General features: G+C 69.8%; 13 protein-coding genes and 2 pseudogenes. 10 read left to right on the top strand and 5 right to left on the bottom strand.

The features are described 5' to 3' along the window. Positions 1-40 precede the first annotated feature (40 nt). The gene (locus tag CKW46_RS01045; protein ID WP_499018616.1) at positions 41-4048 is read right to left on the bottom strand and encodes a PE family protein; all 4008 of its coding nucleotides are present in this window, start codon (positions 4046-4048) and stop codon (positions 41-43) included. Positions 4049-4245: 197 nt separating this feature from the next. Between CKW46_RS01045 and CKW46_RS01040 the strand changes: the two genes are divergently transcribed. The 9 genes from CKW46_RS01040 to egtE all read left to right on the top strand — a co-directional run bounded on the left by CKW46_RS01040 (position 4246) and on the right by egtE (position 13001). Beyond that, positions 4246-4602 (top strand): hypothetical protein, encoded by a 357-nt coding sequence (locus CKW46_RS01040; protein ID WP_408582291.1) that lies wholly within the window; start codon positions 4246-4248, stop codon positions 4600-4602. Positions 4603-4720: 118 nt separating this feature from the next. After that, entirely contained in the window at positions 4721-5149 is a 429-nt protein-coding gene (locus CKW46_RS01035) for a hypothetical protein (protein ID WP_020785275.1), read from the top strand. A 162-nt stretch (positions 5150-5311) separates the two neighbouring features. After that, the gene (locus tag CKW46_RS01030; RefSeq protein WP_117438212.1) at positions 5312-6760 is read left to right on the top strand and encodes a catalase; all 1449 of its coding nucleotides are present in this window, start codon (positions 5312-5314) and stop codon (positions 6758-6760) included. 47 nt (positions 6761-6807) lie between these two features. Further along, positions 6808-7455, top strand: coding sequence for a sensor domain-containing protein (locus CKW46_RS01025; RefSeq protein WP_482053496.1), 648 nt, complete (start codon positions 6808-6810; stop codon positions 7453-7455). A 135-nt stretch (positions 7456-7590) separates the two neighbouring features. Next, the gene (gene egtA / locus CKW46_RS01020) at positions 7591-8880 is read left to right on the top strand and encodes an ergothioneine biosynthesis glutamate--cysteine ligase EgtA (protein ID WP_015357534.1); all 1290 of its coding nucleotides are present in this window, start codon (positions 7591-7593) and stop codon (positions 8878-8880) included. Beyond that, positions 8877-10178: an ergothioneine biosynthesis protein EgtB gene (gene egtB, locus CKW46_RS01015; protein ID WP_012396726.1), complete on the top strand. Its 1302-nt coding sequence runs from the start codon at positions 8877-8879 to the stop codon at positions 10176-10178. Before egtA ends, egtB begins: the two co-directional genes overlap by 4 nt. Then, the gene (gene egtC, locus CKW46_RS01010; protein ID WP_015357533.1) at positions 10178-10891 is read left to right on the top strand and encodes an ergothioneine biosynthesis protein EgtC; all 714 of its coding nucleotides are present in this window, start codon (positions 10178-10180) and stop codon (positions 10889-10891) included. The genes egtB and egtC overlap by 1 nt, the downstream gene beginning before the upstream one ends. Next, positions 10888-11853, top strand: coding sequence for an L-histidine N(alpha)-methyltransferase (gene egtD, locus CKW46_RS01005; protein WP_015357532.1), 966 nt, complete (start codon positions 10888-10890; stop codon positions 11851-11853). The genes egtC and egtD overlap by 4 nt, the downstream gene beginning before the upstream one ends. After that, positions 11850-13001, top strand: a complete 1152-nt coding sequence (gene egtE / locus CKW46_RS01000) for an ergothioneine biosynthesis PLP-dependent enzyme EgtE (protein ID WP_482052676.1) — start codon at positions 11850-11852, stop codon at positions 12999-13001. The genes egtD and egtE overlap by 4 nt, the downstream gene beginning before the upstream one ends. Positions 13002-13016: 15 nt before the next feature. On the opposite strand, the gene CKW46_RS00995 is transcribed toward egtE, so the two are convergent. Then, complete coding sequence (locus tag CKW46_RS00995; protein WP_482052675.1) at positions 13017-13715, bottom strand: class I SAM-dependent methyltransferase; 699 nt, start codon at positions 13713-13715, stop codon at positions 13017-13019. A gap of 28 nt (positions 13716-13743) precedes the next feature. Further along, positions 13744-15207, bottom strand: a pseudogene (locus tag CKW46_RS00990) (glutamate-cysteine ligase family protein); the annotation flags it as partial. 194 nt (positions 15208-15401) lie between these two features. Between CKW46_RS00990 and glpK the strand changes: the two are divergent. Continuing rightward, on the top strand, positions 15402-16868 hold the full coding sequence (gene glpK / locus CKW46_RS00985; protein ID WP_499019356.1) for a glycerol kinase GlpK: 1467 nt from the start codon (positions 15402-15404) through the stop codon (positions 16866-16868). A gap of 229 nt (positions 16869-17097) precedes the next feature. Here glpK and CKW46_RS00980 read toward each other — a convergent pair. Next, a pseudogene (locus tag CKW46_RS00980) lies at positions 17098-19373 on the bottom strand (PE family protein); the annotation flags it as partial. Positions 19374-19532: 159 nt separating this feature from the next. Further along, on the bottom strand, positions 19533-20237 hold the full coding sequence (locus CKW46_RS00975) for a PadR family transcriptional regulator (RefSeq protein ID WP_482052673.1): 705 nt from the start codon (positions 20235-20237) through the stop codon (positions 19533-19535). Between the last annotated feature and the right edge of the window lie 133 nt (positions 20238-20370).

Below are 20370 nucleotides of genomic sequence, written 5' to 3'. Positions count from 1 at the left end.
CGGGGTTGGGGACGCATTCGGTTCCGCGAGCAGTTCGGACCTAAACGCCCCCCGCGCCGCCGGCGCCGCCGGTGCCGCCGTCGCCGCCGGTGCCTGCTGGTAGCCCCACGACGCTGGTGGTGGGCTGGCCCAGGCCACCGGTGCCGCCGGTCCCGCCGACGCCGCCGGCACCTCCGGTGTTGGTGGAAATGCCGCCGGTGCTGGTCCCGCCGACCCCGCCTTGGCCGCCGGCCCCGCCCGCGCCGCCATCGACGGTGGCGCTCAGCGATACCGGCACGGTGATGTTGCTGCCCGTACCCCCATTGCCGCCCTGACCGCCGGCGCCGCCGCTTTCGGCGAGGTCACCGGTGCCCCCGGCGCCGCCGTTGCCGCCGTTGCCGCCGTTGTAGCCGGTATTGGTCACGTGGTTGTAGAAATTGTTGAAGACGTTGCCCCCGTTGCCGCCGGTACCACCGGTGCCGCCGGCGCCGCCGATCGGGCTCGAGAACGTGCCGCCGGTTCCGGCCGTGCCCGCCGCACCGCCGTTGCCGCCGTTGCCGCCATTGCCGGCGTTGATATTCGCGACCGCATCACCACCGCTGCCGCCCTTGCCGCCATCGCCACCCGCGCCGCTGGCGCCGTCGGTACCGCCGGTGCCCGAGTCGCCGCCGGTGCCGCCCATCCCGCCTTCGTCGCCGCCGCCACCGTTGCGGCCAACTCCGGCGAAGGTCGTGCCGTCGCTGCCGTTGCCGCCGTTGCCGCCGCGGCCACCGGCACCGCCGTCGCCCGCGGTGGTACCGGAGCCGGCGTTGCCGCCATCGCCACCCGCGCCGCCCGCGCCGCCGAGTTGTCCACCGAAGGTGGACCCGCCATCGGTCCCGCCGTTGCCGCCAGTGCCGCCGGCGCCGCCGACGCCGCCGTCTCCACCGACGGATCCGGCGCCGGAGGCAAGGCCGCCGTCGCCACCCAGACCGCCCTTCCCGCCGGAGCCGCCGATGCCGGGTACGACGCTGGTGCTGCCGGTTGCACCCTTGCCGCCGACGCCGCCGATGCCGCCCACGCCGCCGTCCCCGCCGGTGTTGCTGGACAGGCCTCCGGTGCTGGTACCGCCGTTACCGCCGTTGCCGCCGTTGCCGCCGTTGCCGCCGTTGCCGCCGTTGCCGCCGTTGCCGCCGTTGCCGCCGTTGCCGCCGTTGCCGCCGTTGCCGCCGTTGCCGGTCTTGGCATTGCTGCCGCCGTTGCCGCCGTCGCCGCCGCTGCCACCGGCCCCGCTGGTGCCGCCGGCGAAGGAATTGCCGCCGTCGCCGCCCTTGCCGCCGTTGCCGCCGCCGCCGCCATCGCCGCCGGCGGGGCCGCTGGCGGTAACAGTGTCGCCACCGTCGCCGCCGGTGCCGCCAGCACCGCCAGCACCGCCGTGACCCGCAACGAAGCCGCTACCCGCATCCCCACCGTCGCCGCCCATGTCACCCGCGGCGCCGGTATCGCCGGTGTTGCCGTGGCTTCCGGGCCCGCCGTTGCCGCCGTCGCCGCCGACCCCGCCGGCGCCGAGCCCGGCGCTGCCGCTGCCGGAGGTACCGGCGTCACCGCCATCGCCGCCGGCGCCGCCGGCGGGGGCAACCCCTGCGCCGACTCCGGTGTCATCACCGCCGGATCCGCCGTGCCCGCCGGCGCCGCCGCTACCGGCCTTGCCGCCGACCCCGCTGAACCCGGCTCCGCCGTTGCCGCCGTCACCGCCCCTGCCGCCGATGTCGCCGGACAGGCCGGGGTCACCGGCATTGCCGGCGCTACCTGCCCCGCCTTTACCGCCGTCACCCCCGGTGCCGCCGCTGCCCGTGGTCACGCCGGCGCCGACGATGCCGGCGTCGCCGCCGTCGCCGCCGACCCCGCCAGCGTGTGCGACGGCTGCGCCGGTCCCAGTGTCGATACCGCCGGTGCCCCCTTCTCCGCCCGTTCCGCCGCTGCCCGCGTTGCCGCCCACGCTGCCGGTGCCGGTGGCGTTGCCGCCGTTACCGCCTTGACCACCCGCGCCGCCGGCGTCGCCGGTAAGGCCGGGGTCAGCAATGTTGCCGGTGCTGCCCGCCCCGCCGTCACCGCCGTTGCCGCCGGTGCCGCCGCCGCCCGCGCCGGCTGCGCCAGTGCCGACCGCACCCGCGTCACCGCCGGCGCCGCCGTTGCCGCCGGCGGGCGCCACGGTGCCGCCGGTTCCGGTGTCGGCGCCGCCGTGACCGCCGTGACCGCCGGCCCCGCCGCTGCCGGCGTTGCCGCCGTTGCCGCTGAACCCGGCGCCGCCGTTGCCGCCGTCACCGCCCCTGCCGCCGCCATCACCCGCGAGGCCGGCATGGCCGGTGTTGCCCTCGCTGCCTCCTCCACCGGCTCCGCCGTCGCCGCCGACTCCGCCGGTGCCCGCGGTGGCGCCGGCGCCGGCGATGCCCGCATCCCCGCCGCTGCCGCCGGCGCCCCCGCCCGGGGCAACGGTGGCGCCGGTTCCGGTGTCGGCGCCGCCGGCGCCACCCAGGCCGCCTTTGCCGCCGTTGCCGGCATGACCGCCGACGCTGCCGGCGCCGGTGGCATCGCCGCCGTTGCCGCCTTGGCCGCCGTGGCCGCCGGTGTCGCCGTCGAGGCCGGGGTCCCCGGGGTTGCCGATGCTGCCGGCCCCTCCGTGACCGCCGGCGCCACCGGTGCCGCCCCTACCCGAGCCGGCGCTGCCGCTGCCGGCTACCCCGGCGTTGCCGCCGTCCCCGCCGGCACCACCGGCCGGGGCGAGGGTTGCGCCGGTACCGGTGTCCGCGCCGCCGGCCCCACCGTCACCGCCGGCTCCGCCGCTACCGGCATTGCCGCCGACGCCGCTGAGGCCGGTTTCACCGTTGCCGCCGGCGCCGCCCTTGCCGCCGGCGAAGCCGGCGTTGCCGGCCGTGCCCACATCACCGTTGCCGCCGTGGCCGCCACCGCCGCCGGCGCCGCCGGTCCCCACACCTGCGCTGCCGGTGCTGCCGAACAACAACCCGCCGGCACCGCCGGCTCCGCCGGCACCGGCCGCCCCGCCCATCCCGCCGGCGCCACCGTCGCCCCCCACCGTGCCAAAGGTCACCCCGGTGCCGCCGGTGCCGCCGTTGCCGCCGATGCCGCCCACTCCGCCCGCGCCGCCGGCACCTCCGGTACCGAACAGCAGGACCTTGTCGGCACCGCCGGCCCCGCCCGCACCGCCGGAACCGCCCGCATAGCCGATCCCGCCGGTTCCACCGGCATCGCTGCCCGCGCCGCCGGCCGCACCGGCACCGCCCGCACCCCCGGCACCGCCCGCTCCGGCGGAGCCGAACCAGAACCCGGTGTGCGCGCCGCCGCTGCCGCCCGCGCCACCGGCAGCGCCGTCGCCGGCCACGCCCGCGCCACCAGCTCCACCCGCGCCACCAACGCCGCCGGTCACGAACGGACCGGTGCCGCTTCCTCCGTTGCCGCCGATCCCGCCGGCGAAGCCTGCCGCCCCGAGACCGCCGGCCCCCAGGAAGAGCCCACCGTTACCGCCGATCCCGCCGGCGCCGCCCACTCCGGCCCCGCCGGAGCCGCCGACCCCGCCATTGCCGAACAGGCCGGCCGACCCGCCCGCCCCGCCATTACCGCCGGGCGCACCGGACCCGCCGTTGCCCCCGTTGCCCCACAGCAGCCCACCATCGCCGTCGGCTTGCCCGGTCCCCGGCAAGCCATCGGCACCGTTGCCGATCAACGGGCGGTCGAACAGCGACTGGGCGGGCGCGTTGATCACACCCAGCAGGGCCTGCAGCGGTGCGGCGTTGGTGGCCTCGGCCGCCACATAGGCGCCGGCACCGGTGGTCAACGCCCGCACAAAATCGGCGTGAAACTGCGCGGCCTGGGAGCTGAGTGCCTGATAGTCCAGCGCGAAGGTGCCAAATAGCCTGGCAATGGCCGCAGAAACCTCATCCTGAGCCGCGGGCAGTAACTGCGTCGTGGTCGCCGCTGCCGCCGCGTTGGCCTCGCTGATCGTGGATCGGATCCCGGCCAAGCTCTCGGCTGCCGTCGTGACCAGTTCAGGTGAAGCGAACAGATAGGACATCCCGTGGCTCCCTGGAGCGTCTGTGCGAATCGCTTACGTCTGCGTAAATCGCTTAACCGCATATGGTTCGCCGAGGTCACGGGGCGTTAGTAGGGTCTTTAGGCCCAATCCTGGGCGCCGCGGATCAACGGTCGGGGCACGGCTCATAGCTGCTACATAAGTAGTCCATAGCCGCCACTATTGTTTCCTTAGGCATCATTCGTGTCATGAGTGAAACGTCCGAAACTTCTGCCGCACCAACTTCGACCGTGGTCGCGCCGCCGCCACCACCGCAGCACCAGACTCCCAAGGTCTTCAAGGCCGCGGCGTGGGTGGCCATCGTTGCCGGGATCGTGTTCATCGTCTCGGTGATCTTCTTCACCGGATTCCGACTCGGTATGCACAGCGGTCACGGTGGTTTTCACCGCCGCCACCACCACAAGCACCACCCCGCGATGATGCTGCGCCCGGGAATGCACCACGGTGGAGCCCCGGCGGTCAGCCCCGGCTCCGGCCCGGGTGGGCCCGGCGAGGTCCCGACCTCGGTTGCGCCTTCCACCACACCAGGGCGCTAGACGACACCTTGACCCGGTAGCCCGGAGCTCGGCCCCCGAGCTCCGGGCTACATCAATTCATGGCAACTTTGCGGCTCAGACTCTTTACGGTTCCTGCAGGTTGAGCAATATTCGAAGGATGAGTGAAACATCCGAACCCGCAACTCCGCCGCCTGCGGTCGCTACCGCTGCGCCACCCCCACCGCCGCCGGTGGAAAAGGTGCCCGCTCTCTATCGGGTCGCGGCGTGGGTCGTCATCGTCGCGGGAATCACCTTCATCGCCTCGACCCTGTTCTTCGCCGGCGCCCTGGTCTTCGGGCACGGCGCCTGCCATCATCATCGCCACCACCATCACGGCATGTTCAAGCCCGGCGGTAGCGGTGGTCCGGGCGGTCCCGGCGGCCCCGGCGGGATGTTCTTTCTGCCCGGTCCGCCTCCTCCGGGGATGGGGCCGGGCATGGGTCCGGGCATGGGGCCCGGGATGAGCCCCGGCCCGCACGGGGGCGCCACCGGCCCCGTCCAAACACCGAGCGCACCCGCTCCCAGCACCCCACCGGCTCGCCCCTAGCGCCGCGCCGCCCGGTGATTCGGGCGCCAGAAATTGGGTATGGGTAACTAGGTGCCGGTACTGCGCGCGGTGCCAGGTGATAGCTGGCAGCGGTATCGGCAGATGTCCCATGGCTTTTCGCGGACCAGCCCAAACAGCCCAATCACGCAAGGAGGTGCCGAAATGGCGGAACGCTACACCACCACCGACGCCGGCAATCCCGCGCCCAGTGACGACCAATCGCTGACCATCGGCCCCGACGGACCGATCCTGCTGCAGGATCACTACCTGATCGAACAGATGGCGATGTTCAACCGGGAACGCATCCCGGAACGCCAGCCACACGCCAAAGGTGGCGGCGCGCACGGCCACTTCGAGGTGACCCACGACGTCAGCAAGTACACCCGGGCGGCGGTGTTCGCGCCAGGTGCCAAGACGGACACGCTGATCCGCTTCTCCACCGTTGCCGGCGAGCGCGGCAGCCCGGACACCTGGCGGGACCCGCGTGGTTTCGCGTTGAAGTTCTATACCTCAGAGGGAAACTTCGACATGGTCGGCAACAACACGCCGGTCTTCTTCATGCGCGACCCGTTGAAATTCCAGCACTTCATCCGGTCCCAGAAGCGCATGCAGGCAACGAATCTGCGTGACCACAACATGCAATGGGACTTCTGGAGCCTGTCGCCGGAGTCCGCGCACCAGGTGACCTGGCTGATGGGTGATCGGGGGATTCCCAAGAGCTGGCGCCAGATGAACGGCTACAGCAGCCACACCTACAGCTGGATCAATGCCGCCGACGAGATCTTCTGGGTGAAGTACCACTTCATCACCGATCAGGGCATCGACTTCCTCACCCAAGAGGACGCCGACCGGTTGGCCGGTACGGACGGCGACTACCACCAGCGCGACCTCTACGAAGCGATCGAGCGCGGTGACTTTCCCAGTTGGACACTCAAAATGCAGATCATGGGGTTCGAAGAGGCCAAGAGCTATCGGTTCAATCCCTTCGATCTGACCAAGGTCTGGCCACACAGCGACTATCCGTTGATCGATGTCGGCAAGTTGACCTTGGACCGCAACGTCACCGACTACCACACCGAGATCGAGCAAGCGGCGTTCGAGCCCAACAACATCGTGCCCGGTACCGGGCTGAGCCTGGACAAGATGCTCTTGGCCCGAGGGTTCTCCTACTCCGACGCGCACCGGGCTCGGTTGGGCACCAATTACCGCCAGATCCCGGTGAATTCGCCGATAGTGCAGGTCAATAGCTACTCTAAGGATGGCGCGATGCGGGTGCGCAACGCGTCGGATCCGGTATACGCGCCCAACTCCTATGTTGGCCCCCAGGCCGATCCGGCCCGCGCCGCGGAGGTGCGCTGGCACGCCGATGGGCAGATGATGCGCGCCGCGTACACGCCGCACCCCGAAGACGACGACTGGGGCCAGGCCGGCACCATGGTCCGCGAAGTTCTCGACGATTCAGCACGGGATCGGTTGGCCAGCAACATCATTGGGCATGTTTGCAAAGGTGTGAAGGAGCCGGTGCTCTCGCGCGTCTTCGAGTATTGGCGCAATGTCGATCCCGATCTGGGCAAGGCGGTTGAGGAAGGGGTGCGGGCCAATTCCAGTTGAGCGCGGCCTCGCCTGGCATGATCGGCCTCATGACCAGTCCGACCCTCATGCGCCCCGCACTGGCGGCAGCGCTGCTCGGGCTGGGAGTGACTGCCTCGTTGGTGGCTTCGCCCGCGTTGGCCAACCCGTCGGATCCGGGCGTGGTGTCCTACGCGGTCCTCGGCAAGGGGTCGGTGGGCAATATCGTCGGCGCGCCGATGGGGTGGGAGTCGGTGTTCACCGAGCCGTTCCAGGCGTACTCGGTTGACCTACCGGTGTGCAATAACTGGGCTGACATCGGGCTACCCGAGGTATTCAACGATCCCGACCTCGCCTCGTTCAACGGGGCTACCACGCAGACCTCTGCCACTGACCAGACTCACTACGTCAAGCAGGCGGTCGGTGTATTCGCCACCACCGATGCCGCGAGCCGGGCGTTCCATCGCGTCGTCGACCGAACCGTGGGTTGTTCGGGGCAGACCACAGCCATGCATCTGGACAACGGCACCACCCAGGTTTGGTCGTTCGACGGTCCCGCGCCCACGGCTACCGACGCGGCGTGGACCAAGCAGGAAGCCGACACCGACCGGCGCTGCTTCAATCAAACCCGGCTGCGTGAAAATGTGTTGTTGCAGGCCAAAGTCTGCCATTCTAGCAACGGCGGTCCCGCGGTCAACGTGCTGGCTGGGGCAATGCAGAACACCCTGGGCCAGTAATCCCCACGAATGTGGGTACCCGTCTGACCCGTGCAACCAAAACGTGCGGGAATATGTCGGGACGGTCTGGAAGATGGCATGTGGCGGTTATCGTTGCCGATAGCCGCGCAGCATCCGGCCCGGAGGGATCGTGATATGACGTTCGCCCCCAGTCCTGCGGCGACGTCGCAGCTGGACAGCTCCCGTGCGGCCGACGCCGACATCGCCGGTTCGGCGGTCGCGGCGCAGTACATCGCCAATGGGTGCCTGGTCGACGGCCCCATTGGGCGAGTCGGTCTGGAGATCGAAGCGCACTGCTACGACCCAGCCGATCCGCATCGCCGCCCGAGCTGGGAGGAGATCGGCGACGTTCTCGAGGGGCTGGGAAAGCCGCCGGGCGGGAGTGCGGTCACCGTCGAACCCGGCGGGGCCGTGGAATTATCGGGTCCACCGGGCGACGGCATCCTGGCCGCCATCGACGCGATGCACCGGGACCAAGCCGTGCTGCGGTCGGCCTTTGCCGACGCCGGGTTGGGCCTGGTCTGTCTGGGCGCCGACCCGATCCGTCCGACCATGCGGATCAATCCGGGTGCGCGCTACCAGGCCATGGAGCAGTTCTTCACCGCCAGCCAATCCGGGATGGCCGGCGCCGCAATGATGACGTCGACCGCCTCGATCCAGGTCAACCTGGACGCCGGACCGCAGTCGGGATGGGCGTCTCGGGTGCGGTTGGCGCACGCCCTGGGGCCCACGATGATCGCGATCGCCGCGAACTCGCCGATGCTGGGCGGCGAGTTCTCCGGCTGGAGATCAACGCGGCAGCGGGTGTGGGGGCAGATGGACGACGGCCGATGCGGGCCGATCCTCGGGGCCAGCGCGGATGATCCCGCCACCGACTGGGCGCACTACGCGCTCAAGGCCCCGGTGATGCTGGTGCACAATCCGGATGCCGTGGCGGTGACCCACCATGTGCCCTTCGCCGACTGGGTGGACGGTCGGGTCTTGCTGGGCGATCGGCGGCCGACCTACGCCGATCTCGACTACCACCTGACCACGCTGTTCCCGCCGGTGCGGCCACGCCAGTGGCTGGAGATCCGCTATCTGGACAGTCTTTCCAACGTGTTCTGGCCCGCCGTGGTGTTCACCCTGGTGACGCTGCTGGATGATCCCGGCGCCGCAGAGCTGGCCTTCGAGGCCGTCCAGCCGGTCGCCACCGAGTGGGACACGGCGGCGCGCGCGGGCCTGGGGGATCCGCGGCTGCATGCGGCGGCCAGCCGGTGTGTGGCCATCGCGGCCGAACGGGCGCCGGCCGAGCTTGCCGACGCCCTGCAGTCGCTGCTGGCCTACGTGCAGCGGGGCCGCTGCCCCGGTGACGACTTTGGCGATCAGGTGACCGAGCATGGCGTCGCGCCGGCGATCGCGCGGCTGGCCCGAGGGGAACAGTGACCTCACGAGAACGACTTGCCGAGGACCTGGATCGGGTCCGGACCCAAACGTTGCGGCTGGTCGATTTCGACGACGCCGAACTTCGTCGCCAGTACGACCCCCTGATGAGCCCGCTGGTGTGGGACCTGGCCCATATCGGTCAGCAGGAGGAGCTGTGGCTGCTACGTGAGGGCGACCCGGATCGGCCGGGGATGCTGCCGCGGGCGGTCGAGGGTCTCTACGACGCCTTCGTGCACAACCGGGCCAGTCGGGTCGAGCTTCCGCTGCTGTCCCCGGCGCAGGCGCACTCATATTGCCGGACGGTCCGCGGGGCCGTCCTGGATGCTCTCGACGCCCTGGACGGACAGGGCGATGACTTCACGTTCGGCATGGTGATCAGCCACGAAAGCCAGCACAACGAGACGATGTTGCAGGCACTGAATCTGCGATCCGGCCCGCCGTTGCTGGGGCAGACCCCCGCCTTGCCTCCCGGACGGGCGGGCCTGGCCGGAACGTCGGTAGAGGTCCCCGCCGGGCCGTTCGTGCTGGGTGTGGACGGTAGCGCCGAGCCGTACTCACTGGACAATGAGCGTCCCGCCCACCCGGTCGACGTTGCGGCGTTCCGGATCGGCCGGGTGCCGGTCACCAATGCCGAATGGCAGCACTTCATCGACGACGGCGGCTACCAACAGTCGCGGTGGTGGTCACCGCGCGGCTGGGCGCACCGCCAGAGCGCCGGCCTGAGCGCGCCGCAATTCTGGAACGCCGATGGGCGAACCCGCACCCGATTCGGCTACCAGGAAGACATCCCGGCCGATGAGCCGGTGCAGCATGTCACCTACTTCGAGGCCGAGGCCTACGCGGCCTGGGCCGGAGCCCGGCTACCCACCGAGATCGAGTGGGAGAAGGCGTGCGCGTGGGACCCGGTGACCAATTCGCGCCGCCGCTATCCGTGGGGGGACTCCGCGGGGCCGGTCGGCAACTTCGCCGCCCACGCCAACCTGGGTGCCACGGCGTTGCGTCCGGCACCGGTCGGTGCGTATCCGGCCGGCGCTTCGGCGTACGGAGCCGAGCAGATGCTCGGTGATGTCTGGGAATGGACCGCGTCGCCGCTGCGGCCCTGGCCGGGCTTCGCCCCGATGATCTACCAGCGCTACTCGCAGCCGTTCTTCGACGGCGACTATCGGGTGCTGCGCGGTGGATCTTGGGCGGTCGAGCCGGCCATCCTGCGGCCCAGCTTCCGGAACTGGGACCATCCGTATCGACGCCAGATCTTCGCGGGCGTTCGGTTGGCGTGGTCCATTGAGGATGCCGCCTGATGTGTCGTCATCTCGGTTGGCTCGGCAGCGAGGTCACGCTTTCCTCGCTGATCCTGGATCCGCCTTACGGTCTGCGGGTGCAGTCGTATGCGCCGCGCCGCCAGAAACACTGCCTGATGAACGCCGACGGCTGGGGTGCCGGCTTCTTCGACAGCCGTTACGACGACCCCGCACCCAGGCGCTGGCGTAGCCCGGCTCCGCTGTGGGGTGATGCGTCCTTTGATTCGGTGGCGCCGGCATTGCGCAGCTCGTGCGTGGTGGCCGCGGTGCGTTCCGCAACCGTCGGAATGCCAATCGACATCAGCGCGACCGCCCCATTCACCGACGGCCGCTGGCTGTTGTCGCACAACGGTATCGTCGACCGGGCCGTGTTGCCGCGCAGCGATTCAGCCGAATCGGTATGTGACAGCGCATTGCTCGCGGCGGCCATCTTCGAGCGCGGTCTGGATGCGCTGGGCGACACGATCCGCGAGATCGGGGCCGCCGATCCAGGTGCCCGGCTTAATGTGCTGGCCGCGAACGGGTCTCGCTTGCTTGCCACTACCTGGAACGAAACCCTTTCCATCCTGCGTCGCCCCGATGGGGTGGTGGTGGCCAGTGAGCCCTATGACAACGACACCGACTGGGAAGATGTGCCGGACCGGCACCTGGTCGAGGTCACCGCGGAAGGGGTTACCTTGACCGCATTGGAGCCCACGAAAGGAACGCGATGACGCTGTCGCTATCCAACCACCTGGCCGAGGACTCGGTCTATCTCGCGTTGCGTCGCGACGTGTTCGACGGGCTGCAGAAGAGCCCAAAGTCGCTGCCGCCCAAATGGTTCTATGATGCCGTCGGCAGTGAGCTGTTCGATCGGATCACCCGATTGCCGGAGTACTATCCGACCCGCGCCGAGGCGCAGATTCTGCGTGCCCGGTCGGCCGACATCGCGGCAGCCAGCTCGGCCGACACCCTGGTCGAGCTCGGCAGCGGTACTTCGGAAAAGACGCGGCTGTTGTTGAATGCGCTACGAGACCGCGGCCTGCTGCAAAGATTCGTTCCCTTCGATGTCGACGAAAGTGTGTTGTCGGCGGCCGCAAGCGCGATTCAAAGCGAATATGCCGGCATCGAAATCAATGCCTTCTGCGGTGATTTCGAGGAACACCTGGCCGAGATCCCGACCGGCGGGCGTCGGCTGTTCGTCTTCTTGGGCTCGACGATCGGCAACCTCACGCCCGGGCCCCGAGCGGAGTTCCTGGCCGGCCTGGCCGCGGTGATGCGGCCCGGAGACAGTCTGTTGCTGGGCACCGACCTGGTCAAGGACACCGACCGGCTGATCCGCGCGTATGACGATGCCGCGGGAGTGACGGCGCGGTTCAACCGCAACGTGCTCGCCGTGGTCAACCGAGAACTCGATGCGGATTTCAACGTGGACGCCTACCAGCACATCGCCCGCTGGAACAGCGTGGAGGAGCGCATCGAGATGTGGCTGCGGGCCGAGGGCCGGCAGCGGGTGCGGGTGCGTGCGTTGGGATTGACCGTCGATTTTGCTGCCGGTGAGGAGATGCTCACCGAGGTTTCCTGCAAGTTCCGGCCGGAAGGTGTCAGTGCCGAGCTGGACGCGGCTGGCCTGCGTCGCATCCAGTGGTGGACCGACGAGGCCGGCGACTTCGGACTGTCCCTGGCCACCAAGTGACCGACACCCTGGCCGACCGGTGGCGGGCGGCACGTCCTCCGGCGGCGGGACTGCACTTGGACAGTGCCGCCTGCTCGCGGCAAAGTCTCGAGGTGCTGCGGGCCGTCGCCGCCCATGGTCTACACGAGGCGGAGGTCGGTGGATACGTGGCCGCCGAGGCTGCCGCACCCGTGCTTGATGCGGGGCGCGCCGCGGTTGCGACCTTGTGTGGCGTGCCTGACGCGCGGGTGGTGTTCACCACCGGCTCGCTGCACGCACTGGATCTGCTGTTGGGCAGCTGGCCGCGGGAGAGCCGGACGCTGGCCTGCCTGCCCGGCGAGTACGGTCCCAACCTGGCGGTCATGGCCGCGCACGGATTCGAGGTTCGCCTGCTGCCGACGCTGGACGACGGCCGGCTCGCCCTTGACGATGCGGCCTACGAACTCGAGGAAGACCCACCGGAGCTGGTGCACCTGACGCCGGTGGCCAGCCACCGGGGCACCGTGCAGCCGCTGGCCATGATGGCCGAGCTCTGCCGCGAGCTGGGGCTGCCCCTGGTCGTCGACGCCGCTCAGGGGATGGGCCAGATAGATTGCGCCGTGGGCGCCGATGTCACGTATTCGTCGTCGCGCAAGTGGCTTGCCGGGCCGCGCGGTGTCGGAGTGCTGGCCATGCGCCCGGAGGTGCTGGATCGGTTGACGCCGCGCCTGGCGCCCCCGGATTGGTCCCCGGATTCACCGTCCACGTCGGTCGCCCAGATCCTGGAGTTCGGCGAAGCCGATATCGCGGCGCGAGTTGGTTTTTCACTAGCGGTGGGGGAGCATCTGGAATATGGGCCGGCGTTGATCCGGGCGCGCCTGGCCGAGCTGGGCGCCGCGGCCCGTCGGGTGCTGGCGGACGTGGACGGCTGGCTGGTGGTCGAAGAGGTCGACGAGCCCAGTGCGATTACCACTTTGGCGCCAATCGACGGCGCCGACCCGGCGGCGGTGCGGGAGTGGCTACTCGAGCAGCGCCGGATCTTGACCACCTACGCCGGAATTGCGCGGGCGCCCCAAGAGCTGACGGCCCCGGTGCTACGCGTCGCGCCACACGTCGATACCACGGCCGAGGATCTGGAAAACTTCGCTGAAGCGCTGATCGAGGCGACCGCGGCGACCACCGCTACCTGACGTTGCGGGGCTTGCTCACGCCTTGTGCGCGGTGAGCAAGTAGGCGGGAAACTTCATCCGACCCTTCTCGTCTCGTTGGTGCGGCGGAAACTCGATTGGCGATCCAGCTGGCAGCGGCGGGATGACCGGCACGTTGGCGTGGATGAATGCCGGCCGGATCTCGTCGATCTCCCAATAGTTGCCCACCGCGGCCCGCAGCTCGTCCTCGTCGACCTCATTGGGCTTGGTCTCCAACGCGGCCGGGAAGGCGCCCTTGGCGAACACCAGCACGAAATAGCTGGCCCCGGGGGCCGCGGCGCGGTGCACCGATTTCAGGTAATCGTCGCGCCCCGACACCGGCAGCGAGTGAAACAGGGTGCTGTCGATCACCGTGGCGAATCGGCCGGCGGAGCCGGCCGGATAGGCGTTGAAGTCGGTGATGTCGGCCTGCACGAAACTGGTGTTGCCCAATCCGCGTTCGGCCGCGGCTTTGGTAGCCGCCGCGATGGCGGTGGGTGTGATGTCGATGCCCACCACCGTGTACCCCTCGGCGGCCAGTGCCAGCGACAACTCGGCGTACCCACAGCCGGCATCGAGCACGTCGCTGTGGATCTTTCCGGCCGCGATCAACGCCGCCAGTTCGGGCTGTGGTTCACCGATATTCCACGGCGGCGGACCCTCGAACGCCCCTTGCTGCTGGTATGCGTCGTCCCAGTCCATCACCGGAGAAGTCATGATTGCCAACCCACTCGCGCTCTATCGGCCAGCTATGTACCGGCTCGTTGGCATGCATGTGTTCGCAATAGCGGCGCAGCATTTCGGCCAGCGCGTCATCGCGGTTCATCCCCCGGTCCTGCAGCGCGGCCACGGTGGCCACCTGCCAGCTCGCTCCGTTGCGGCGGCTCTCGGCGCGGGCTTCGATGACGCCCAAGAACCGCTCCCGCACCTCGTCGGCGACACCGGATCGCTGCAGTCCTTCATGTGCCATCGGCAGCAACGTGCCCAACACCAGTTGCTGTGTCGTCACCTCACCCAATCCCGGCCAGTGCAGCCGGGCGTCGATCCCATAGCGGGCCGCGGTCAAGAAACTGTCTTGTGCGGTAGCAAAACTCATCTTGGTCCACGGTTGGGGGTCGGCCTCGGCCAAGGTGCGCAGCGCACCGTAGTAGAACGCCGAATTGGCCAGCATGTCGATGACGGTCGGTCCGGCGGGCAACACGCGGTTCTCCAACCGCAGATGTGGCCGCCCGTCGGCGACGTCATACACCGGCCGATTCCAGCGGTAGACCGTGCCGTTGTGCAGGCGCAATTCGGCCAGTTGCGGGGCCCGGCCGGCCGCAAGCTCGGCGACCGGATCCTCGTCGGACACCTCGGGCAGCAGCGACGGAAAGTAGCGGGCGTTCTCCTTGAACAAGTCAAGGATCGAGGTGATCCACTGTTCCCCGAACCACACCCGGGGGCGCACCCCCTGCGTCTTGAGCTCCTCCGGCCGGGTGTCGGTGGATTGGGTAAAAACCTCGATCCGCGTCTCCGCCCACAGCTGGTGGCCGAAAAAATAGGGTGAGTTGGCGCCCAGCGCCAGCTGCGGCCCGGCCAGCATCTGGGCCGCATTCCAGTTGGGCGCGAAATCGTCGGGCGACACCTGCAGATGCAATTGCATACTGGTGCAAGCGGATTCGGGGGCAATGGATGCCGCCCGCCAGCTCAATGGCTCCGGGCCCGAGATATTGATCGGGATGTCCTCGCCGCGGGCATCGAAGATGGAGTCGTTGAGTGCGCTGTAGCGGGTCGATTCGCTCATCCAGTCTTGCGCGAAGTGCCGGGGCATCAGCGTGGGCAGAATGCCGATCATCACGATGTGGGCGCCGCCGGAGTTCGCCTTCTGCTCGGCAGCGTTGAGGCTGGCCCTTACCTCCTTTTCCAGCTGCAGGCCGGTATCGCCGGGAAGCGGCCGGGGCGGCACATTGAACTCGATATTGAACGCGCCCAATTCGGATTGATAGGCCGGGTCGGCGATCGCGTCCAGCACATACCGATTCGACATGGCGGGCTGATAGTCGCCGTCGACCAGGTTGCACTCGATCTCCATGCCGGTGAGCGCTTCGTCGTCATCGAAGCCGCTCTGTGCCAGCATCGTCTCGACGACGTCGACACATAGTTGCAGTTTGCGCCGGTATTCCCGCCGGTGTACGCGGTCATACGTGGTGCGCTTGACCTCTTCGCCCACTAGGCCGATGCAACCGGTTTAGCGTCTGCAGCGCAAGTGTCAGCCCGTTTACCACCGGTCTTCGGCCGGGCCGAGGCCCCGATAGACCATCATGGACGATTACATCCAGTGTTCGATGTCACCCGAGGAGAGCAGTGGCCGATTCCCCCGACTTTGTAGCAGCCATCGACCAGGGCACCACCAGCACTCGCTGCATGATCTTCGACCACCAAGGCGCCGAGATCGCCCGTCACCAACTCGAGCACGAGCAGATCCTGCCCCGCGCCGGCTGGGTGGAACACAACCCGGTGGAAATCTGGGAACGCACCGCCTCGGTGCTGATGTCGGTGCTCAACGCCACCGATTTGTCGCCGAAAAATATTGCCGCACTGGGAATCACGAATCAACGTGAAACCACGCTGGTGTGGAACAAGCGAACCGGCAGGCCCTACTACAACGCGATCGTCTGGCAGGACACCCGCACCTATCGCATCGCCTCAGCGCTAGACCGTGACGGTCGCGGTGACGTGATCCGCCGCAAAGCGGGATTGCCCCCGGCGACCTATTTCTCGGGCGGCAAGCTGCAGTGGATTCTGGAGAACGTCGACGGGGTGCGCGCCGCCGCCGAACGCGGTGATGCCCTCTTCGGTACCCCGGACACCTGGGTGCTGTGGAACTTGACCGGCGGCCCGCGCGGCGGCGTGCACGTCACCGATGTGACCAACGCCAGCCGGACCATGCTGATGAACCTGGAAACCCTGGACTGGGACGACGAGCTGCTGTCATTCTTTTCCATCCCCCGCGCGATGCTGCCCGCGATCGAGCCGTCGTCGCCGCTGCAGCCCTACGACATCACCCAGGACACCGGTCCGGTCGGCGGTGAGGTACCCATCACCGGCATGCTCGGCGACCAGCACGCGGCCATGGTCGGCCAGGTGTGTCTGGACGCGGGCGAGGCGAAAAACACCTACGGCACCGGCAACTTTCTCCTGCTGAACACCGGCGAGACCATCGTGCGATCCAGCAACGGCCTGCTGACCACCCTGTGCTACCAATTCGGCGATGCCAAACCCGTGTACGCGCTGGAAGGGTCGATAGCCGTAACCGGCTCCGCGGTGCAGTGGCTACGCGATCAGTTGGGCATCATCAGTGGCGCCTCGCAGAGCGAGGCGCTGGCCCGGCAGGTCTCCGACAACGGCGGGGTGTACTTCGTGCCGGCATTCTCGGGCCTGTTCGCACCGTATTGGCGCTCCGATGCGCGCGGGGCGATCGTGGGGCTGTCGCGGTTCAACAACAACGCCCACTTGGCTCGCGCGACGCTGGAAGCGATCTGCTACCAGAGCCGCGATGTGGTGGACGCCATGGAAGCCGACTCGGGCGTGCGACTCGAGGTGCTCAAGGTCGACGGCGGCATCACCAGCAATGACTTGTGCATGCAGATCCAGGCCGACGTGCTCGGGGTGGACGTGGTGCGGCCGGTGGTCGCCGAGACCACCGCGCTGGGCGCCGCCTATGCGGCGGGGCTGGCCGTCGGTTTCTGGGCCGATCCGTCGGACCTGCGGGCCAACTGGCAAGAGGACAAGCGCTGGACGCCGCAGTGGACCGATGACCAGCGCGCCGCCGGATATGCCGGTTGGCGCAAGGCCGTGCAGCGGACCTTGGACTGGGTCGACGTGTCCTAGCGGCCGGTTACGGCGAGCCGTCGAGCCCGTCTTGGCCAATCAGCGCTCCGCCGGTGCCGCCGCCGCCGGGACTGCCCGGGGTGCCGCCGCTGCCGCCGTTGCCACCGTCACCGGTCAATCCGGCGTTGCCGCCGGCCCCACCGGCCCCGCCGCTGTCGGCGCCGCCGACGTAGTCGCCCTCGCCACCGGTGCCTCCGCTGCCGCCGTTGCCTGACAACTGCCCACCGGTGCCGCCCGCCCCGCCTTGGCCTCCGGCACCGGTAAAGCTGATTCCGCCGGCACCGCCGGCTCCGCCGCCGCCCAGCAACACGGCTTGCCCCCGGTCCCGCCGGTCCCGCCGGCCGTGGACCCGAATCCGCCGAACCCGCCGGCGCCGGCGTCGGAGAACACCAGCCCGGCACTGCCGCCGGTCCCGCCGGCCCCGCCGATTCCGCTGTAGCCGGATCCGCCGTTCCCGCCGCCGCCGCCGCTGCCGAACAACGTCCCGGCGTTGCCGCCGGACCCACCGTTGCCCCCGGGTCCGCTGGTGTTGTAGCCGCCCGCCCCACCGGTCCCGCCCGGTCCGCCGAGCAGGCCGGCATCGCCGCCGGCCCCACCGTTACCGGGGGTGCCGCCAAAGCCGGCCCCGCCGTTGCCGCCGGCGCCACCGCCGGCACCGACCAGCCCGCCGCTTCCTCCGGCTCCGCCGTCGCCCCCGTCGTTGAACCCGGCCCCACCGACCCCACCGGCGCCGCCGGCGCTCAATAGTCCGCCGGCCCCACCGGTTCCGCCGGTACCTCCCGAAGCGCCGCCGCCTCCGCCGCTTCCGCCGCCTCCGCCGCCTCCGCCGTCGCCGAGTAGCCAGCCGCCGGGTGTGCCGTCGGTCCCGCTTCCGGCCGCACCCGGGGTGCCGTTGCCGATCAGTGGGCGCCCGGTGAGCGCCTGGGTGGGCTCGTTGATCACGCCGAGGGCTTGTTGCTGCAGGTTGTGTAGTGCCGAAGTGCTTGCCGGTGCGTTGAAGCCGTCCAGTCCCAGCAGCAGGCCGCTGATCCCGCCGGCGCCCGTGCTGCCGGTACTCAGGCCGGTGCCGCCGGTGCCGGCGTTGCCGCCGTTGCCGATCAGCACGCCGTTGCCGCCGTTGCCGCCGGCTCCACCGACGCCCGCACCGAAACCGAAGCTCTCGCCACCGGCGCCACCGGCGCCGCCGTTGCCGATCACCAGGCCGGCCCGGCCCCCGGCCCCGCCGTCGCCGGCGCCGACGCCACCGACTCCGCCGACCCCACCGCTGCCGAACAGCCCGGCGTTGCCGCCGGCTCCTCCGGCACCTCCGACGTCGTTGAGGGCGACGGCCGCGCCGCCCGCCCCGCCGGCCCCGCCGCTGCCGAACAGCAGCCCGGCATTGCCGCCGGCCCCGCCGGTGCCCCCACTGTCAGACATGTCGGTGCCGCCTGTTCCACCGGTCCCGCCGGCCCCGCCGGCCCCGCCTCGGCTGTATGCGTCGGTGCCGCCGGCCCCACCGTTGCCGCCAGTACCGGCGATCAGTCCGCCCGCCCCGCCAGCGCCGCCGGCGCCGCCCTCGTGATTGACGCCGGTCCCGCCGGCACCACCGTCGCCGCCGCCGGCGCCGAGAAACCCGGCCAACGCCCCGCCGGCGCCACCGGCCCCACCGCTCGCACTGACACCGGCGCCGCCGGCCCCGCCGAGCCCGCCGCCGCCGAAGAGTCCGCCGGCCCCGCCAACACCTCCGGCGCCGCCGGCGCTGCTGGAGCTGCCGCCGGCCCCACCGTTGCCGCCAGTACCGGCGATCAGTCCGCCCGCCCCGCCAGCGCCGCCGGCGCCGCCCTCGTGATTGACGCCGGTCCCGCCGGCACCACCGTCGCCGCCGCCGGCGCCGAGAAATCCGGCCAACGCCCCGCCGGCGCCACCGGCCCCACCGCTCGCACTGACACCGGCGCCGCCGGCCCCGCCGAGCCCGCCGCCGCCGAAGAGCCCGCCGGCCCCGCCAACACCTCCGGCGCCGCCGGCGCTGCTGGAGCTTCCGCCGGCCCCACCGACCCCGCCCGGGCCGAATAGCCATCCGCCGGCGCCACCCGTTGAGCTGCCGCCGGCCCCGCCGTTACCGATCAGCCAGCCGCCAGGCGCCCCATCGGTACCCAGGCCAGGGGTCCCATTGGCGCCGTTGCCGATCAAGGGACGGCCGGTCAACGCCGCAATGGGCTCGTTCACCGCGGCGAGCAATCCGGCGCTGCTGGCCTCCGCTCCGGAATGGGCGCCCGCGCCTGCGGACAGCGCTTGGGCCAACCGGGTATGGAATTCCAGAGCCCGCGCGCTGAGCACCTGATAGCCCTGGCCGTGGCTGGAGAGCACGGTCGCGATAGCCGCGGACACCTCGTCCTCGGCTGCCGCCACGATCTGCGTGGTTTGAGAGGCCGCGGCCGAGCTGGCCGCGCTGAGCGTTGAGCGCAGCGCGGCCAGGTCCGTGGCCGCGGCCTCGATGATCTCGGGAACCGCCATCACGTAGGACAAGTGAATCCCTCCCCAAACGGGCGCACGATCTAACTGGCGCCCAATCATTCGCGTTATAGTCAGCGAATCAGACGTAATCCGATCTGGGTTGGGGAATCCCGGTTTTCATAGATGTTTGCGATATTTAAGTTGATTGAGTAACCAACCGGATGGTAGTGATCACTCCTCGCCGAGAATGCCGTAGATCTCCTGGCGCGCGTTGTTGATGATGTCGATGACGCGTTGCTGCTGCTCGGGGCTGGCGGCGTGGGCCGTTTGCATAACCGCGCCGATCAGCTGGCGCATCGCCGTGCGCAGGTTGATGTGTGCCGGGTCGACACCTTCGGCGATCTCATCCCACGGTGGGGTTTCGATCTTGTCGGCGGCCTCGCGTCCCTGTTCGGTCAGCTCGAAAAGTTTCTTGCTGCCATCGGATGCGCTGGCCGCGATCAGGCCCTCGTCATCGAGCAACTGCAGGGTGGGATACACCGAGCCGGGGCTGGGGCGCCACAGGCCGTTGCTGCGGTCGGCGATCTGCTGGATCATCTCGTAGCCGTGCATGGGCTGTTCGCTCAACAGCACCAAGATGGCCGCGCGCACGTCACCGCGCCGTCCACGGCCGGGGCCGCCGGGGCGCCCACCGCCTCGTGCGCCACCGGGGCCGAAGCCGAAACCGAGCCCGGGGCCAAAGCCGGGGCCGAACCCGCCGCCGAACCCGAGCGGTCCGTCATGGTCGGCGTCGTGGTCGCGGAGGTGTTCGAAGAATTCGCGCCGGGCGTGCCGCCTGGCGCTGTGTAGGGCACGCCGCTGTGCCGGTCCGGGTCCGAAGCCGAACCCGGGTCGCGGGCCGAACGGTCCGCCGGGGGGTGTGAACAGGTTGTTCATGTTGTGTTCCTTACGTGTCTTTTGGAAGGTCGCCACGATGGACGACTGGTATATCGAATACACATCACGATATATCGTGATCGAACGTAAGACAATGCCCGGATCGGCCGGCCGATCTGGATTGCGCGCGTCG

Source organism: Mycobacterium liflandii, assembly GCF_022354805.1.
Lineage (GTDB): Bacteria > Actinomycetota > Actinomycetes > Mycobacteriales > Mycobacteriaceae > Mycobacterium > Mycobacterium marinum.
Note: the sequence above shows the minus strand (reverse complement) of the source record. Positions and strands in the feature narration are given on the sequence as shown.

What these genes read in the sequence shown, in the direction of transcription:
- CKW46_RS01045 (WP_499018616.1), bottom strand. Translation starts at nt 4,048, where the DNA reads ATGTCCTATCTGTTCGCTTCACCTGAACTGGTCACGACGGCAGCCGAG.
- CKW46_RS01035 (WP_020785275.1), top strand. Translation starts at nt 4,721, where the DNA reads ATGAGTGAAACATCCGAACCCGCAACTCCGCCGCCTGCGGTCGCTACC.
- CKW46_RS01030 (WP_117438212.1), top strand. Translation starts at nt 5,312, where the DNA reads ATGGCGGAACGCTACACCACCACCGACGCCGGCAATCCCGCGCCCAGT.
- CKW46_RS01025 (WP_482053496.1), top strand. Translation starts at nt 6,808, where the DNA reads ATGCGCCCCGCACTGGCGGCAGCGCTGCTCGGGCTGGGAGTGACTGCC.
- egtA (WP_015357534.1), top strand. Translation starts at nt 7,591, where the DNA reads ATGACGTTCGCCCCCAGTCCTGCGGCGACGTCGCAGCTGGACAGCTCC.
- egtC (WP_015357533.1), top strand. Translation starts at nt 10,178, where the DNA reads ATGTGTCGTCATCTCGGTTGGCTCGGCAGCGAGGTCACGCTTTCCTCG.
- egtD (WP_015357532.1), top strand. Translation starts at nt 10,888, where the DNA reads ATGACGCTGTCGCTATCCAACCACCTGGCCGAGGACTCGGTCTATCTC.
- CKW46_RS00995 (WP_482052675.1), bottom strand. Translation starts at nt 13,715, where the DNA reads ATGACTTCTCCGGTGATGGACTGGGACGACGCATACCAGCAGCAAGGG.
- glpK (WP_499019356.1), top strand. Translation starts at nt 15,402, where the DNA reads ATGATCTTCGACCACCAAGGCGCCGAGATCGCCCGTCACCAACTCGAG.
- CKW46_RS00975 (WP_482052673.1), bottom strand. Translation starts at nt 20,237, where the DNA reads ATGAACAACCTGTTCACACCCCCCGGCGGACCGTTCGGCCCGCGACCC.